Source organism: Plantibacter sp. MPB07, assembly GCF_046619465.1.
Taxonomy (GTDB): Bacteria; Actinomycetota; Actinomycetes; order Actinomycetales; family Microbacteriaceae; genus Plantibacter; species Plantibacter auratus.
Window position 1 is genome coordinate 3919417 of the sequence record NZ_CP177043.1, and the last position, 16893, is coordinate 3936309.

14 protein-coding genes are annotated in these 16893 nt (G+C 69.9%); 4 read left to right on the plus strand and 10 right to left on the minus strand.

The window, feature by feature from the left end; all coding sequences use genetic code 11:
• Positions 1 to 21 precede the first annotated feature (21 nt).
• Complete coding sequence (locus ACLIME_RS18355; RefSeq protein WP_411557850.1) at positions 22 to 2064, minus strand: YhgE/Pip family protein; 2043 nt, start codon at positions 2062 to 2064, stop codon at positions 22 to 24.
• Positions 2061 to 4970: an MMPL family transporter gene (locus tag ACLIME_RS18360; RefSeq protein WP_411557851.1), complete on the minus strand. Its 2910-nt coding sequence runs from the start codon at positions 4968 to 4970 to the stop codon at positions 2061 to 2063. The genes ACLIME_RS18355 and ACLIME_RS18360 overlap by 4 nt, the downstream gene beginning before the upstream one ends.
• Positions 4971 to 5121: 151 nt before the next feature.
• On the opposite strand from ACLIME_RS18360, the gene ACLIME_RS18365 reads away from it, so the two are divergent.
• Positions 5122 to 5808, plus strand: coding sequence for a TetR/AcrR family transcriptional regulator (locus ACLIME_RS18365; RefSeq protein ID WP_411557852.1), 687 nt, complete (start codon positions 5122 to 5124; stop codon positions 5806 to 5808).
• Positions 5809 to 5810: 2 nt separating this feature from the next.
• Here the strand turns inward: ACLIME_RS18365 and ACLIME_RS18370 are convergent, their stop codons facing one another.
• The 5 genes from ACLIME_RS18370 to ACLIME_RS18390 form a co-directional block, all read right to left on the minus strand.
• On the minus strand, positions 5811 to 6266 hold the full coding sequence (locus ACLIME_RS18370; RefSeq protein WP_411557853.1) for a VOC family protein: 456 nt from the start codon (positions 6264 to 6266) through the stop codon (positions 5811 to 5813).
• Positions 6267 to 6352: 86 nt separating this feature from the next.
• Positions 6353 to 7564: an ABC transporter permease gene (locus ACLIME_RS18375; RefSeq protein WP_411557854.1), complete on the minus strand. Its 1212-nt coding sequence runs from the start codon at positions 7562 to 7564 to the stop codon at positions 6353 to 6355.
• Entirely contained in the window at positions 7561 to 8292 is a 732-nt protein-coding gene (locus tag ACLIME_RS18380; RefSeq protein ID WP_411557855.1) for an ABC transporter ATP-binding protein, read from the minus strand. The genes ACLIME_RS18375 and ACLIME_RS18380 overlap by 4 nt, the downstream gene beginning before the upstream one ends.
• On the minus strand, positions 8289 to 9353 hold the full coding sequence (locus ACLIME_RS18385) for a peptidoglycan-binding protein (protein ID WP_411557856.1): 1065 nt from the start codon (positions 9351 to 9353) through the stop codon (positions 8289 to 8291). Before ACLIME_RS18385 ends, ACLIME_RS18380 begins: the two co-directional genes overlap by 4 nt.
• Positions 9350 to 9877, minus strand: a complete 528-nt coding sequence (locus tag ACLIME_RS18390) for a hypothetical protein (protein WP_137242347.1) — start codon at positions 9875 to 9877, stop codon at positions 9350 to 9352. Before ACLIME_RS18390 ends, ACLIME_RS18385 begins: the two co-directional genes overlap by 4 nt.
• A 190-nt stretch (positions 9878 to 10067) precedes the next feature.
• On the opposite strand from ACLIME_RS18390, the gene ACLIME_RS18395 reads away from it, so the two are divergent.
• Both ACLIME_RS18395 and ACLIME_RS18400 read left to right on the plus strand, forming a co-directional pair.
• Positions 10068 to 10730 (plus strand): response regulator transcription factor, encoded by a 663-nt coding sequence (locus ACLIME_RS18395; RefSeq protein ID WP_411557857.1) that lies wholly within the window; start codon positions 10068 to 10070, stop codon positions 10728 to 10730.
• A complete protein-coding gene (locus tag ACLIME_RS18400) occupies positions 10730 to 12064 on the plus strand; it encodes a sensor histidine kinase (RefSeq protein WP_411557858.1) in 1335 nt (444 codons plus the stop codon). The genes ACLIME_RS18395 and ACLIME_RS18400 overlap by 1 nt, the downstream gene beginning before the upstream one ends.
• On the opposite strand, the gene pnuC is transcribed toward ACLIME_RS18400, so the two are convergent.
• On the minus strand, positions 11995 to 12660 hold the full coding sequence (gene pnuC / locus ACLIME_RS18405) for a nicotinamide riboside transporter PnuC (RefSeq protein ID WP_079705035.1): 666 nt from the start codon (positions 12658 to 12660) through the stop codon (positions 11995 to 11997). The two genes, ACLIME_RS18400 and pnuC, sit on opposite strands and share 70 nt — an antisense overlap.
• 137 nt (positions 12661 to 12797) lie before the next feature.
• The gene (locus ACLIME_RS18410) at positions 12798 to 13484 is read right to left on the minus strand and encodes a GntR family transcriptional regulator (RefSeq protein WP_064294165.1); all 687 of its coding nucleotides are present in this window, start codon (positions 13482 to 13484) and stop codon (positions 12798 to 12800) included.
• 181 nt (positions 13485 to 13665) lie between these two features.
• Between ACLIME_RS18410 and ACLIME_RS18415 the strand changes: the two genes are divergently transcribed.
• A complete protein-coding gene (locus ACLIME_RS18415) occupies positions 13666 to 14106 on the plus strand; it encodes a hypothetical protein (RefSeq protein WP_411557859.1) in 441 nt (146 codons plus the stop codon).
• Between the two features lie 264 nt (positions 14107 to 14370).
• On the opposite strand, the gene purL is transcribed toward ACLIME_RS18415, so the two are convergent.
• A complete protein-coding gene (gene purL / locus ACLIME_RS18420; protein ID WP_411557860.1) occupies positions 14371 to 16704 on the minus strand; it encodes a phosphoribosylformylglycinamidine synthase subunit PurL in 2334 nt (777 codons plus the stop codon).
• Positions 16705 to 16893: the final 189 nt, after the last annotated feature.

Consider the following 16893-nt stretch of genomic DNA (forward strand, 5'->3'; position numbering starts at 1 on the left):
CGGCGGGGTTCTCGCCGGGCATCAGGCGGCGGCCGGGACGAGCGCCTTCACCGACGTGGTCCTCGCCCGGGCGATCGCGAACGTCGTCGCGGCTAGCGATCCGAGGAGCCAGAGGACGAGACCGACGACGCCGGCCGCTGCTCCCGTGTCGCCGATCGCGATCGCCTGCAGACCACCGAGCGCGGGTGCGATCGGCAGGAACCCGAGCACCTGGTCGAGCACCTGGGGAACCGTCGCGATGATCCCGGTCGCCAGGCCGATGATGGCGACGATCATCGAGATGAACCGTCCCGCACCGCCGAAGAGGGCGTTGAGGGCTTGGTTCGCCGCGGCGAACACGAGGCCCGCGAGCACGGCGATCCCGGCGAAGGCGGTCCACCCGGAGGGGTCCAGGTCGAGCAGCGGTGCGGTGATCACGGCGACGAGCAGGCCCTGCAGCATCCCGATCGCCCCCGCCGGCACGAAGGCACCGAGTGCGAGCCGCAACGAGGACCGCGTGGACCCGAACGCCCGCGAGGGGACCGGCCGCAGCACGAGGAAGCTCGCGAGCGCACCCAGCCAGAGGGCGAGGACGGCGTAGAAGGGAGCGCTGTTCGTGCCGAAGGACACCGTCGCCGAATCGCCGGCCGAGACCGGGTCGGCGACGACGTCCGCGAGCGTCTGCCGGTCGGAGCTCGTGTAGGTCGGCAGGCTGTCGACCGCGCTCTGCAGACCGGACGCGAGCGAGGTGATCCCGCCGGACAACGTTCCGGCGCCCGAAGCAAGCTGGTTCGACGCGTCGGCGAGCTGGGTCGTGCCGGTCGCCGACTGCGCGGCGCCGTCGGCGAGGGCGGATGCACCCGTCTGCAACTGCGCCGTCCCGGAGGCGGCCTTGGAGGCGCCGTCGGCAAGGCCTGCTGCGCCCGCCGCGATCTGTGCCGCCGCGGTGTTGATCTGCGCGATGCCGTCGACGAGTGCGGGCATCTGGCCGGAGAACTGCTTGGTCTTCGTCGCCAGGGAGGTGGTGCCGGGGTATCCGGTCGAGATGTCGCCGTCGGTGAGGGCGGTGGCGGTGCCGAAGGTCGTGAGGATGTCCTTGCACAGCGTCGGGTCGATCGCCGTCAACGCTGCCGCTTTCACCGGGTCCAGGCAGCGAGCCGCCACGGACGTCGCTGCAGCCTTCGTCGCGTCGGCGACGCGGGAGGTTCCGATCGCCGCCTCGGCGAGCCCATTGGCTCCGCCGACCAGCCCCGGGTTCTCCGCGCTCCCGTCACCCTGCGTCCCGGCGTACAACGTCGCGGCTCCGCTCGCGAGCGGGGCCGCCCCGTCGCTCAGCTGCGTCGCACCGGCGGACAGCTGCTTGGCGCCGTCGGCCAGCGCATCCACGCCGTCACTCAGCTGCGTCGCACCCGACGACAACTGCGTCGCGCCCGTGGCGAGCTGTGTGGTGCCGTTCGCGAGTTGCTGCGCACCCTGCGCGAGCGAGAGTCCGCCCGTCGAGAGCTGCTTCGCGCCGTCGGCGGCCTCGCCGAGCTGGTCGTGGAGGGTGTTGAACCCGACGTAGACGTTCTCGAGGTAGGTGGTGGTGAGCTGCCGACCGAGGAGCGAGGCCGCGGTCTGCGTGATCGTCTGGGAGATGGCGTCGTCGACGAGCTTGCTGCGGTCGCTCGTCGTCACGTCGAGGCGGGCGCGCTCGGCGTCGGCGGCGTCGCCGGAGAACGAGGTCGCCGCCTTCGAGAAGTTCTCCGGGATCGTCACGACGGCCGTGTACGAACCGTCGGCGAGGCCCGCCTTCGCGTCGGACGCGTCGGTGATGACCCAGGTGTAGTTGGTCTTCTGGTCGCCGTCGACGAGGCCCGCGGAGAGCTGGCGTCCGAGCGGCACGGTCTGGCCGTTGACGGTCACCGGCTTGTCGTCGTTCACGATGGCGGCGGTCACCTGACCGAGTCGTTCCGCCGGGTTCCACAGCGCCCAGACGAGTCCGCCGGCGATGACGAGCGGCACGAGGATGAGGCCGATGATCGAGACGACCGTGATGCCCTTGCCGGAGCGGGCCCGTTCGAGGCGGTTCAGGATGGTGCTCATGCGTCGACCTTCGATTCAGCGATGGCGGTGGGAGTTGAGGAGGTGGCGGCGCGGTCGAGGTCGAGTACCTCCGGCGCCGTGGTCGGCAGGACGTCGGCGAGCGAGGACGCGTCCGCGGTGCCGACGACGATCGTGAGCGGCCGACGCGAGCGTTCCGCGGCTCTGGTCGCCGTCAGGAGGTGCTCGTACAGTCCGCGTCTCGTGTCGTCGTCCGGCACGGTGTCGACCCCGTCGAGGACGATGACGGCCGGGCGTTCGGCCAGCGCCGAGGCGAGCGTCCCGACGGCGTCGCCGTGGTCGAGACGGACGTACGCGACGCGGGACCGGACGGCCCCGGCGCGGACCGGGAGGACCAGACCGGCGACCTTGAGTCGGCCGTGGTCGGCTTCGAGGCGGCCGGCCAGCGTCAGCAGGAGGGCGGTGACCGCAACCGGGCGCGCGCCCTGCACCGCGAGCACGCCACCGACGGCGACCGTCGTGTCGACGTCCTCGTACAGCGGGCCGTCCGCGCCGGCCAGGGTGACCCCGGCGGCGGCGATGGCGACCTCGTCACCGTTGCGCCACTCGCGCAGCTCGAGTTCGCGCTGCAGGCCCTCGCCCTCGACGTCGAACGACGGCAGGATGCGGTCGAGCCACTTCGGCAGGTACCAGGCGTGGTCGCCGAGGAGCGCGAGCACCGCCGGCACGAGGGTCATGCGCACGATGAACGCGTCGACGAAGACGCCGACCGCGAGGCCGAGGGCGATCGGCTTGATGTTCGTGTCGCCCTCCGGCACGAAGGCGGCGAAGACCGCGAACATGATGACGGCGGCGGCGGTGACGACCTTCGCCGAGCCGAGGAAGCCGGTCTCGACGGACCGCCTCGCGAGTCCCGAATGGACGAAGTCCTCGCGCATCCGGGAGACGAGGAAGACCTCGTAGTCCATCGCGAGTCCGAACAGGACACCCATGAGGATGATCGGCATGAAGCTGATCACCGGACCGGTCCTCGCGACGTGGAGGGCCTCGGCGAACACGCCGTGCTCGAAGACGAGGGCCACGACGCCGAACGAAGCGGCTACCGACAGCAGGTAGCCGAGGGTCGCCTTGATCGGCACCCAGATGGAGCGGAAGACCATCGTCAGGAGCACGAGCGACAGGCCGACGACGATCAGGCCGAAGGGGAGGAGGGCGCCGCCGAGGCGGTCGGAGATGTCGATGCCGATGGCCGTGAACCCGGTGACCTGCAGGTCGACGTCGTACTCGTCCTGGAAGTACTGGTGCAGTCCCCGGATCTCGGCGACGAGGTCCTTCGTCGCCTGGGAGTCGGGACTGCCGCTCGGGATGACCTGGATGATCCCGGTGTCGGCCGTCGCGTTGGGGGTGGCGAGCGGGACGGCGGCGACGCCGTCGAGTCCCTCGATCTCCTGCTTGAGGTCGGCCATGAGTCCGAGCGGGTCGGTACTGCCGACGATGCCGCCGGTGACGATGAGCGGCCCGTTGAAGCCCTCACCGAAGTGCTCGGAGACGAGGTCGTACGTCGTGCGGGCTCCGTCGCCCTCCGGCAGGGAACCGGCGTCGGGGAGCGCGAGTCGGAGTGACAGGGCGGGGATGGCGAGGGCGCCCAGGACGGCGACGACGGCGACGATCGTGACGATGGGGAGTCGCGTGACGCCGCGCACCCAGCCGAGGAAGAAGCGGTTGGGGTGCCCTTCGACAGGCTCAGGGACCGCGTTGGGGTGCTCAGGGACCGCGGTGTTGTGCTCAGGGGCAGCGGTGCGGTGCTCAGGGACCGCGTGGTGGTGCTCAGGGACCGCGTTGTGGGGCTCAGGGACCGAGTCCTGTGGGCCGTCGACCGGCTCGGCAGCGCCCCGGGCCGCCGCGCGCTTCCTGGCCCGCTTCGCCTTGGGCCGGAGGCGTTCGCCGGCGAAGCCGAGCATGGCCGGGATGAGGGTGAGCGAGATGACGACCGCGATCGCGACACCGACAGCCGCGGCGACACCCATCGTCGTGAGGAACGGGATGTTCGCGACCGCGAGCCCGAGGAGGGCGATGATGACCGTGAGGCCCGCGAAGATGACGGCGGAACCGGCCGTCGCGGTCGCACGGGCGGCTGATTCGGCCGGGTCGAGCCCGCTGCGCAGGCCGTCCTGGTGTCTCGAGATGATGAACAGCGCGTAGTCGATGCCGACGGCCAGGCCGAGCATGAGCGCGAGCATCGGCGTTGTGGAGGAGATCGGCCCGAAGACCGTCGCCACGAAGATGAGCGCCATCGAGATGCCGACCCCGAGCAGTGCGGTGACGAGCGGCATGCCCGCGGCGAGGAAGGAGCCGAATGTGAGGATGAGGACGACGAGCGCGACGACCACGCCGACGAGCTCGATGATGCTCAGCGTCGGCAGGCTGTTGCTGAAGAGCTGCCCGCCGAGGGACGACTCGGCTCCGGCCGGGAGGGCATTCGCGAGGCTCGCCTCCGCGTCCTCGACGTCGCTGATCGTGGCGGCGGTGATGTCGGTCTGCGCGCCGTCGAACTGGATCGAGATGAGCGCCGCCCGCTGATCCTCCGAGACCGCCCCCGTCACGTTCTCGTCGAAGGGGGAGACCGCCTGCTCGACCTGCCCGATGTCGCCCAGGGCGGTGACGGCGTCGTCGATCGCCGACCGGACCCCGGCGTCCTCGACGGTGTCGCCCTTCGGTGCGACGACGATGATCTGTGCCGAGGCACCGGCCACCTGCGGGAAGGTGTGGTCGAGCGAGTCGAGCGCCTCCTGCGACTCCGTGCCGGGGATGGAGAAGGCGTTGTCGGTTCCCTGGTTGAAGAGCAGCGCGCCGCCACCCGCGAGGGCGAGCACGGCGATCCAGAGGATCAGCACGAGCTTGCGGGCGCCGAACGCCCAGCGGCCGAGGGTGTAGAGCAGTGAGGACACGCGTCGCTCCTAGGGAGGTCGGCGCTGCTTGCAGGCGAGCCGACGGAGAAATTCGAACAGGATCGATACAGCGGTGTATCCGATACACGACTGTATTGGATACAGTGGTGTATCGGCAAGAAGTCGGTCGAGCTGTCAGTAAGGTGTCAGGATGCGCGTGCACGAAGCGGTCGAGTCCCCGAGCGACGAGGCTCCGGTCGAGTCCGCGCGTCGGCAGCGGACACGCGAGCGGCTCGTCGACGCCGCCTACGAGGTCTTCGCCGAGTTCGGCGTCCACGCGGCGTCCGTCGAGCAGATCAGTGAGCGCGCGGGCTTCACCCGTGGCGCCTTCTACTCCAACTTCGACTCGAAGGAGGAGCTGTTCTTCTCCCTCGAGTCGCGTGAGAACCAGCTCCGACTCGATCGCCTGGAGGCCGGACTGCAGGCGGTCAGCCCGTCGCTCCTCGACGCAGCGGGCCGCTACACCGAGGGTTCGCTCGAGGCCCTGATCCGTGCCTTCCTCGAACTCCAGCCGGACGACCGCCGCTGGTGCCTCGTGCAGTCGGAGTTCCGGATGCTGGCGATGCGCGACGCCGACGTCGCAGCCCGCTACCTGCAGCACCAGGAGAGCGCTGGCCGACAGCTCGCCGCGTGGCTCGACCAGGCTGCCGGACTCGCACACGTCCGGTTCACGATCCCGACGCCCGACATCGCGAACATCGTCGTCGCCCTCTACGAGTCGGCCATCCAGACGGCCGTGCTCATGGACCCGGACGGCGATGAGGGCTCACCGCGCGAGCTCGCGATGCGCACGCTCCCGGCCATCGTCCGCGCCCTCACCGAGTCGATCGCCGACTGACCTCAGGCCGACTCGCCGGCTCGATCCGGCTGCAGCGCCTGGGCCAGCATGACGATGATGCCGCTCGGCCCGCGCACATAGCTGAGCTTGTAGACGCCCTGATAGTCCGCCACGCCGCGGAGTGGGAAGCAGCCGTGTCTGGCGGTGATCGCCAGCGCCTCGTCGATGTCGTCGACGGCGAATGCGACGCGGTGCATGCCGATCTCGTTCGGCAGTGTCGGCTCGGTCTCGATCGCGTCCGGGTGGAGGTACTCGAAGAGTTCGAGGCGTCCGTGACCGTCCGGCGTCTGCAACATCGCGATCCTGGCGTGATTGCCGTCGAGGCCGACGGCCGTGTCGGCCCACTCGCCGCTCACCGTGTCGCGGCCGAGTACGGTGAGGCCGAGGTCGGTGAAGAAGGCGATCGTCGCCTCGAGGTCGCGGACCGCGATCCCGACGTTCTCGAGTCTGATGTCCATGGGCTGCACGCTACCCGGCCGCGCGGGCCCGATCCAGGGTCTCCTGGAGCGGGCCCGCGTCGGAGCAGTCAGGCGGCGGCCCCGACTCAGCCGCTGAGGGCCGAGGTCGGTGGCGTCCTGGCTGCTCGGATCGCCGGGTAGAGGCCGGCGATCGCCCCGATCACCAGGGTCGCGCCGACGCCCGCGAGCAGCACCTCCGGGGGTACCGCCGTCGGCCAGTCGTTCACCGCGGCGACGACGCTCGTGACGCCGGTACCGATCGCGGCGCCCGCGACCCCGCCGAGCGCGGAGAGGAGGAGTGCCTCGGTGAGGAACTGGGACCGGATGTGGCCCCGCGTGGCCCCGAGGGCGCGACGGAGGCCGATCTCGCGTCGGCGTTCCAGGACCGAGATGACCATCGTGTTCGCCACCCCGATGCCGCCGACGAGTAGCGCGACCGAGCCGAGGCCGAGGAGGAGACCGGTGAAGGCTTGATCGGCAGCCTGCTTCGCGGCGAGGGCGTCGGAGGGGCGGGACACCTCGACTTCTTCGGGCGCCGCCGGGTTGACGGTGCGTGGGAGGAGCGCTCGTACGTCGCCGACGCGCTCGTCCGTCGACCGTTCGTACACCATCGTGGGTTTGCCGTCGTAGCCGAAGCGTTCGGCGGCGACGGCCTCGCCGATCATCGCGCTCGTGTCGAGCTCGGGCGCGAGGTCGATCGGGTCCAGGATGCCGACGACGGTGAACGGCTGCTCGCCCACCTGGATGACCGAGCCGACGGTGGCGACGCCGAGTCGTTCGGCGGCCTTCGACCCCAGCACGACGGTGGGATAGCCGCTCGTCGCCCGGTTCAGCCAGTCGCCGGCCGCCAGGGTGCCGCCGACGACGTCGAGCAGTCCCTCCGTCACGGCCGTCACGGCGAGACCGCCGCTCTGGGCCCGGTCGATGAAGCTGCTCCGGTACACGAAGGCGCCGTCGATGGTCGCAGCGCCGCCGACCTGTTCCACACCGTCGATGAGCCCGACCTTGCCGACGGTGCTCTCCGGGAGGGCTGCGTCCTGGCCGAAGAGGCTCTTGCCCGCCTGCACGGTCAGGAGGTTCGTCCCGAGCTCCGAGAGCTGCGCCTGCAGTTTCGCCTGGCTGGAGGAGGAGATGCCGACGACGGCGATCATCGCGGCGATCCCGATCGCGATCCCCAGGGCCGACAGTACCGCGCGTGTCGGGCGGGCGCGGAGCCCGGTGGTCCCGAGCCGGAGGATGTCGCGACCGAGCAGGCGTGATCGACGGTCGTCCTCGGTGCCGCCGTTGCGGTCGGTCATGCCGCCCTCCCTGAATCGTCGACGATGCGGCCGTCGCGGATCGCCACCTGACGGGGCAGTCGGGCTGCGAGTTCGGCGTCGTGGGTGATCACGACGATGGTCGTCCCACCGCGGTGGAGCTCGTGCAGCAACTCCACGATGCTCGCGCCCGAGACGGAATCGAGGTTGCCCGTCGGCTCGTCGGCGAGCAGCAGGGGTGGGTCTCCGACGACCGCGCGCGCGATGGCGACGCGCTGCCGCTCACCGCCCGAGAGCTGCGAGGGCCGATGGTCGAGCCGGTGGCCGAGTCCGACGCGTTCGAGCGCGAGGTGCGCCCGTCGTCGGCGCTCGGCCCGAGGTACTCCGGCGTAGATGAGGCCGTCGGCGACGTTGTCCACCGTGGTGACGCCGTCGGCGAGGTGGAACTGCTGGAAGACGAAGCCGATGCGGTAGGCGCGCAGGGCCGACAGCTTCGCGTCCGAGAGGCGTCCGACGTCCGAGCCCGCGATGCGGGCGGTCCCACTGGTGGGTCGGTCGAGGGTCCCGATGAGGTTGAGCATCGTGGACTTCCCCGATCCGCTGGGCCCCACGATGGCGACGAACTCGCCCTCCTCGACCGTGAGGTCGACACCCGCGAGCGCGAGCGTGGGCGGCTCACCGTACTCGCGGGTGACGCCCTCGAGGTGGATGATCGGTGGGCAGGCCGGCCGATCGGCTGCGGCGGACGATGCCGTCATGGTCTTGGTCATGACACCGGCACCACGACGTCGAGACCTTCGCGGATGCCGTCACCTGAGACCTCGACCCGACCATCGGCGAACAGACCGGTCGTGACCGGGACCTGACGGCGCTTCCCGTTCCCCTCGACGACCTCGACGCCGAACGTCGTGTCATCGATCGCGATGAGCGCTTCCACCGGGACGGAGAGGACGTTCTCACGTCGTTCCGTCGGGAAGCCGACCGTCACGGTCGCGCGCTGCAGATCGGCTGCGGCCGCCGGATCGTCGAGCGTGATGCCGACCGGGATCGTGACCTTCTTCTGTCCGTCCGCATCCGACTCGGTGGGGACGCCGACATCGGTGACCGTGCCGGTCGTCCGCTGTCCGCCGGGGAGGTTGACGTCGACCTTCGTCCCGACGACGCCGAGCCGCTGATCGGCGAGCTTCAGCGGGACGTCGATGCGCTTCACGAGGGACGAGACGGTGACGATCTTGTCCGAGGCGGTGGTGCCGACCGCGGCGTCGACCGATGCGATCCGCACGTCGCCCGTCATGAAGACGACCGATCCGAGCTCCAGGCGTCCGGTCTCCTCGACGCCGAGGGCTTTCTGCCACCGCTCGATTGCACGCACGGTCGACGCGGCGAACTCGTCGTCCGGTTCACGGTCGAAGTAGCCGAGGGCCGCGAGGCTCATCTCGAGTTGACGGACGTCCGGTCCGTCGGTCATACCGGACTCGAACGCCCGCCAGGTCGGGAGCGGTCCGTGGAGGAGCATGACCGGGACGTTGTCGAGGGCGTAGAGGGTGCCGCCGAGCGAGACCGTGCTGCCGGGAGCGGGCACCGCCGTGACGATCCCGGCTCCACCACCGATGGTGCGCTGGTCCGCGTAGTCGAGGGTGCCGCTCGCCTGCGTCGTGCCGGCCAGGTCGCCGCCGGTGATCGGAGCGGTGCCGGTGCGGATGCTGCTGACCGGCTCCTCCTGGTTCGTCCCCTGCGTCGGTACCAGCGTGACCGCCGCGACGGCGCCGCCTGCAAGCAGGACGGCGCCGACGCAGACGGCCACGACGACCCCTCGTCGTCGGTTGCTCATCGGTCGGTGGAGCCGAGCGGCGCGCTCGAGTCGGACGAGAGACCGCAGGCCTCCATCACCTCTTCCGTGACGTCGGAGGGGATCTGCATGGCCTGCCCTTCCACCGGGTCGGCCATCTCGTATCCCTGTTCGCGGAAGCACTCGGCCATCTCGAGCTGCTGCTCGAAGGCGTCGGCGACCGCGGGGTTTCCTCCGGCGGGTACCGGAGGCGTCCCGAGACGATCGATGCAGGTCGCGGAGGCGTCCTGGAAGGCATCCTGGTCTCCGTCGCCGAGGGTCACGGACGCACCGCCAGAGCCGTTCTGCTCGGGGTCGGGCATGTCGACCCCCTCATCGCGCATGCAGGAGGCGAAGGCGACCTGCCAGTCGTCGAACGATTGCACCGCCTTCGGGGTCTGGCTGCTCGAGTCGGGCGAGCCCGAGCTGCAGGCCGCCAACGATCCGATGAGGAACGGGATCGCGATGAATGCGGCGAGTCTGCCGGCCGGACGGCGGACGGAACGGGTGATGGTGATGTCGGACATCTGCACTCCTCAGTGGGTGGGGCTGACTGGTGACGACCAGTCCACTCGGCGGCGCGTTGTCCGGGCGTCAAGGAAAACGTTGACGTTCTCTGAACGTCCCGAACGGCACGATAGATAACCGACACTCGGGGGTTGCTCGATCGGCGTCCGTACGATCCGGGTGTCATCACACCCCATCGAGAGGAACATCATGCGCGTCCTGGTTGCCGAGGACGAGGTCTATCTGGCCGAGGCGATCCGAGCCGGTCTCCGACAGGAGGCCGTCGCCGCGGATCTCGTCCACGATGGCGACGCAGCCCTCGAGGCGCTCACGATCAACGACTACGACGTCCTGCTGCTCGACCGCGACCTGCCGGGCACCCACGGCGACGAGGTGTGCCGAACGGTGGTCGCCGAGCATCCCGGTGTCCGCGTCATGATGCTGACGGCGGCACGCCGACTCGACGACACCGTGTCCGGCCTCGGCCTCGGCGCCGACGACTACCTGGTGAAGCCGTTCGAATTCCCGGAGCTCGTGGCCAGGCTCCGCGCGCTCGCCCGGCGCACGGCGGAGTCGCGCCCTCCGATCCTCGAGCGTGCCGGAGTGCGAGTCGACCCGTTCCGGCGGGAGGTCTTCCGCGACGGCGTGTACGTGAAGCTGTCACGGAAGGAGTTCGCGGTCCTCGAGCAGCTGATGCTCGCCGACGGCGGGGTCGTGAGCGCCGAGACCCTCCTCGAGAAGGCCTGGGACGAGAACGTCGACCCGTTCACGAACACCATCCGCGTGACCATCTCGAACCTCCGCCGACGCCTCGGCTCGCCGTGGGTGATCACGACCGTACCTGGGGCGGGCTACCGGATCGAGGGCGACTGATGCCCCGTTCCGACGCCGCAGGGTTGCTCAGCCGCCCGAACCGCTTGACGGTGCGTCTGCGCTTGACGCTGACGTACGCGCTGCTGTTCACCGTCGCCGGCTCGATCATGCTCGCGCTCATCTACGCCTTCATGCGGTACGTCCCGACGTACGCGATCACCGCGGTGCGGACCGACGAGGCCATCGACGGCGCGACCCGTTGGCGGGCGACCGCGCCGACCGAGGTCGCCGGGGCGGCCACCTATCAGCCGGCCGAGGGGCTGACCTCGGCGAACGGTACTGCGGCCCTCGTCGTCTCGGACCAGAGCGACATCCTGAACACGCTCCTCGTCTGGTCGCTCATCGTGCTCGTCGTCCTCGCGGCGGCGAGCGCGTGGGGTGGCTGGATCCTGTCGGGCCGGCTGCTGCGCCCGCTGCACGCGATCAACGTGGCCGCGCAGCGGGCGGCGACGGGATCCTTCGACCATCGGGTCGCCCTCGCCGGCCCGCGGGACGAGATCACCGACCTCTCCGACACCTTCGACCACATGCTCGAGCGGCTCGACCGGTCGTTCCGCGCCCACCAACGGTTCGCGGCGAACGCCTCGCACGAGCTGCGGACCCCGCTCGCGACGACCCAGGCGATGCTCGACGTCGCCGCGACCAGCGACGACCTCGACGACGACACCGTCAGGGGACTCATCGCCCGGCTCCGTGAGACGAACACGCGCAGCATCCAGACCGTCGAGGCCGTGCTCGACCTCGCCGACCTCGAGCACTCGGAGCTGCGGGGTGAGAACGTGGCACTCGGAGAGGTGGCTTCCGAGGCCTGCGTCGCCGCAGCCTCCGCGGCTCGAGCGCGCGGGATCGACTGCACGGCCGAGGTGCAGGACCTCGCGGTCTGGGGCGACGAGGCCATGCTGCACCAGCTGTGCGGGAACCTCCTGCAGAACGCCGTCCGGCACAACGTCGACGGTGGTTTCGTGCGGGTCTCGGTGCGCCGGTCGGGCGGTCCGTCGGGCGGCGCGGTGGTCCTCCGGGTCGAGAACTCCGGGGAGTCGATCCCGGTGGACGTGGTCGCGAGGCTCACCGAACCGTTCTACCGCGCCGGCGGCCGGGTCGCGCGGGGTCCGGAGCGGTCACGCGGGCTCGGACTCGCCATCGTGGAGAGCATCGCCGAGGTGCACGGGGCTGCGCTCAAGCTCGCCGCGCGGTCGGAGGGTGGGCTGGTGGTGACCGTCACGTTCCCGCCGAGCGGCCCGGACGCCGGCACCGAGGCGTCAGCTCAGCGCGACGTGGCGACGCGCTCGCCGCGGGCCCACACGAAGAAACCGGCGAGGGTGAACGCCCCGTAGAACAGGTACATCGACGCCGAGACCCAGTACCCGGCGCCGAACAGGAGCGGTACGCCGACGAGGTCGACCGCGACCCAGATGAGCCAGAACTCCACCCAGCGTTTCGCCATCCCCCAGGTCGCGAGCAGGGAGCCCATGAAGATCCACGCGTCGGCCCAGACCGGCTCGTAGGAACCGAGTGCCCGGAACACGGGGATCAGGAGCAGCGTGCCGCCGAGCAGGAGGCCGACGAGGACGAGCCGCACACGCCAGCCGGCCCAGCGGGGCCGGATCACGGCGACCGGACCGGTCGTCGCCTCGACCCGCTCGACCCGTCGCCACTGCACCCAGCCGTAGATCGACACGACGATGAACATGAGCTGGCGGCCCGCCTGCCCCAGCAGGTTGGTCGGGTTCGGCGTGTGGAAGACCGCGCCGAGGAAGACGGTCAGGAGGAGTGCGTTGCCGATGATGCCGACGGGCCAGGCCCAGGCACGGCGACGCATGCCGCCGAGGGCGCTCGCCAGGCCGAACAGGTTGCCGACGACCTCCCGCCAGAGGACCACCTGGTCGCCGACCCTGAACGTCGCGTCGAAGAGCCAGAGGAGGATCCCCACTGCAGTGCTCCGATCGGGTCCGTTGCCAGATGATGCGCGGTCACGCGACCGACGGTCCACCGTACAACGTGCAGAGCCGCCTCCCGATCGGGAGGCGGCTCTGTGACGCTCTGCGGCTCGATGGCCCTGTTCGCCGGCTAGCTCGCGGCGGGCAGTCCTCCACCGGCGGCGATGACCTGCTCGAGGAAGGCGTCGGTGGCCTCGGCCTGCTTGCGCATGACGCGCTCGGCGTCCTCGGCGCTACGTGCCTCGGCGGCCGCGACCAGCCCGGTGACGTACGCGGCGAAGATGTCCCACTGGAAGAAGTCGATCGTCGGCAGCGAGGTGTAGGTCACCCGGGTGTTCATCTGACGGGCGACCTGCTGCAGCAGCGAGTTGCCCGAACGCTCGACCATGAAGTCGGCGAAGGCGGAGGACGACCGGAGGACGTGCTTGTCACGCGCTTCGATGTCCGCGAGCACGGCGTCGCCGAGTTCGCGGAACGCCGCGACGTCCTCGTCGGTGAACTGCGGGATGCTCCACCGCGCGCTGAGCTCGTGGAAGCCGTTCAGGAGGCGCAGTGCTTCGGCGTACTGCTCGGCGGTGGGCTTCGCGACGCGGGTGTACCGCTGCGGTGCGGTCTCGACCAGTCCGATGTCGGCGAGCTTGCTGATCGCTTCGCGGATCGGGGTCCTCGAGACGCCGAGCCACTTCTCGAGCTCTTCGTCGTTGAGGCGCTCGCCGGGCTCGAGGGTGCCGTCTTCGATCGCCGTCAGGAGCTGCTCGAAGACGATGTCGCGCAGGAGCTTCCGAGGGCTCGTCTCGACGGTTTTGGGAACAGGCATGGGACTCCGATCGTCGAGCTGGGATATGACCAGTTCAGAATACCGATATCCAAGGTGTGTTGGATAGTTTTGTGCCTCATGTGTTGGTGAACATGCCGGATGCACAGGTGCAGCCGGGTGCGCCGAGCCTTGATATCCTGGCGCGCACGGCGTACCTCGGAGCGGCAGGAAGGTGGGACGCATGTCGGCAGATTCGACGGCCAGCAGGCCCCGCCATCGGCGGATCCATCTCTTCCAGACGCTCGGGGCGCTGCTGGGTGGCGTGACGCGGGTGACCGTGCCCGTCCTCGAGGACGCCGACCGAGCGGCGCTCGTCGCCGAGCTGGACGAGGTGTCGCGAGTGATCGGCTTGCAGGACCCGGTCGCCTACGCCGAGCTCTCGTGGCCGCTCATGGACCATCTCGTCGCCCTCTGCCCGAATCGCATCCTGGTCACGACCGCTCGCGACGCACTCGCGCTGCTGTCGCCGCAACTCGAGGTCACCGCCGACACCGACTGGCTCGATTGGCCGTCACTCGCGGTGGACTTCCCGATCCTCCGGGATGCGGTCGCGGAGGGGGACGCGATCGCTGCGGAACTGGCCGTGGAACGACTGTGGGGGATGGCCGCGACGCTTCAGTGAAGCATTCCAAATGCTGATATGCTGAAGTCGTCGCTTGCGACACCACTGCCGGAGACGCCGGTCAGGACATTCGGGTTCCTGGCTTGAGCGCCCGGTGGTGAGTCGGGTGGGTGGGTTTCGGGTATCCGCCCACCCGGCGATCTGATCCTCTGGCGACGGAGCGGCCACCTCGATGCAGCTCACGCGTCGGCCCCGCGCTGGCCTCTCCTGACACAGCACAGCCCCCACACCGTCGGGCGCAGGGGCTGTGTGCAGGCGGGGCGCTCAGCCGATGACGGGACCGAACCGCTCCGGGAGGACGCTTTTGGAGACGCGGCGCAGTTCGGAGACCGGGATGGTCAGGACGTCCTGGATCTCGAGGGCGGGCTCCGTCGCGTCGCCCACGGCGGAGGCGTCGGTCACGCCGATGCGCAGCACCGGGTAGCCGCGACCCGCGCACAGGCCCTGGAACTTGACGTCGTCCTCGCGCGGCACGGACACGATGACGCGACCGGTCGACTCGGAGAAGAGCGCGGTCGTGAGGTCGACACCGTCGCGGCTGAGCAGCTCACCGAGGAAGACCCGGGCACCGACACCGAAGCGCATGACGCTCTCCGCGAGCGCCTGAGCGAGACCACCGTCGGAGAGGTCGTGGGCGGAGGACACGAGGCCCTCCTTGGCAGCGGCGTGCAGCAGCTCGGCCAGCGTCTTCTCGCCGGCGAGGTCGACCTTCGGCGGCAGGCCACCGAGGTGGTCGTGGATCGTCCCGGCCCAGGCGGAGCCGTCGAGCTCGAGTGACGTGGTGCCGAGGAGGTAGAGGTTGTCGCCCTCGTCCTGCCATCCGCTCGGGATGCGGCGCGCGACGTCGTCGATCACGCCGAGGACGCCGACGACGGGCGTCGGGAAGATCGGGACGTCGCCCGTCTGGTTGTAGAACGACACGTTGCCGCCGGTGACCGGCACGCCGAGCTCGAGGCAGGCGTCCGACAGGCCGGCGACGGCCTCCGAGAACTGCCACATGACCTCGGGGTTCTCCGGCGAGCCGAAGTTCAGGCAGTCGGTGACGGCGGCCGGGACGGCACCGGTGACGGCGACGTTGCGGTAGGCCTCCGCGAGCGCGAGCTGCGCGCCCTGGCGCGGGTCGAGCTGGCAGTAGCGGCCGTTCGCGTCGGTCGCGATGGCGAAGCCGAGGCCGGACTCCTCGTCGACGCGGATCATGCCGCCGTCGTCAGGGAAGGACAGCGCCGTGTTGCCCATGACGTAGTAGTCGTACTGGTTGGTGATCCAGCTCTTGTCGGCGAGGTTCGCCGAGCCGAGGAGTGAGCGGAACTGCTGCTCCAGCTCGGCAGGGGCGTCCGTGCGGGGGAGGGCCGACGCGGAGTCGGCCTGCAGGGCGTCGATCCAGGTGGGGTAGGCGACCGGGCGCTCGTAGACCGGGCCGTCGACCGCGACGGTCGAGGGGTCGACGTTGACGATCTCCTCGCCGTGCCAGTTGATGACGAGGCGACCGGTGTCGGTGACCTCGCCGAGCACGGAGGTCTCGACGTCCCACTTGTCGGTGACCGCGAGGAAGGCGTCGAGCTTGCCCGGCTCGACGACGGCCATCATGCGCTCCTGCGATTCCGACATGAGGATCTCCTCGGGCGTGAGCGAGGGATCGCGCAGCAGCACGTGCGAGAGCTCGACGAACATGCCGCCGTCGCCGTTCGCTGCGAGCTCGCTCGTGGCGCAGGAGATGCCGGCGGCACCGAGGTCCTGGATGCCCTCGACGAGACTGTCGCGGTAGAGCTCGAGGCAGCACTCGATGAGCACCTTCTCGGCGAACGGGTCGCCGACCTGGACGGCCGGACGCTTCGTCGGGCCGTTCGCGTCGAAGGAGTCGGACGCGAGGATGGAGGCGCCGCCGATGCCGTCGCCACCGGTGCGGGCACCGAAGAGGACGATCTTGTTGCCGACACCCGAGGCGTTGGCGAGGCGGAGGTCCTCGTGACGCAGGACACCGACCGACAGGGCGTTGACGAGCGGGTTGCCCTGGTACACCTTGTCGAAGTAGGTCTCGCCGCCGATGTTCGGCAGGCCCAGGCAGTTGCCGTAGGAGGAGATGCCGGCGGTGACACCGTGCACGACGCGCGCGGTGTCGGGGTGGTCGATGTCGCCGAAGCGGAGCTGGTCCATGATGGCGACCGGTCGGGCACCCATCGAGATGATGTCGCGGACGATGCCGCCGACGCCCGTGGCCGCACCCTGGAAGGGCTCGATGTAGGAGGGGTGGTTGTGGCTCTCGACCTTGAAGGTCACGGCCCAGCCCTCGCCGACGTCGATGACGCCGGCGTTCTCGCCCATGCCGACCATGAGGTTCTTCTTCATGTCGTCGGTGACCTTCTGGCCGAACTGGCGCAGGTAGATCTTGCTGGACTTGTAGGAGCAGTGCTCGCTCCACATGACCGAGTACATGGCGAGCTCGCCGCTCGTGGGACGACGGCCGAGGATCTCGCGGATCTTCGCGTACTCGTCGGCCTTCAGGCCGAGGGCGCCGTAGGGCTGCTCTCGGTCCGGTGTCGCGACGGCGTTCTCGACGGTGTCGGCGACGGCGGAGCTGGTGGGGGTGGTGGTCGTCACGAGGGCAGGACTCCAAAGGAAGTGGTGGGATGCCGGACCCACCAATCTTAGCGGCGCGCGGCGACGAACAGATCCTCGGGTGGGCGTCGGAGGTCGACGCCGATTCGTCACGGTGCGGTGCCTGATTCGCGGTCTCTTCACGAGCTTCGAGATCGACCGTGACGATCGGTGCGATGGTTGCGTCCTATC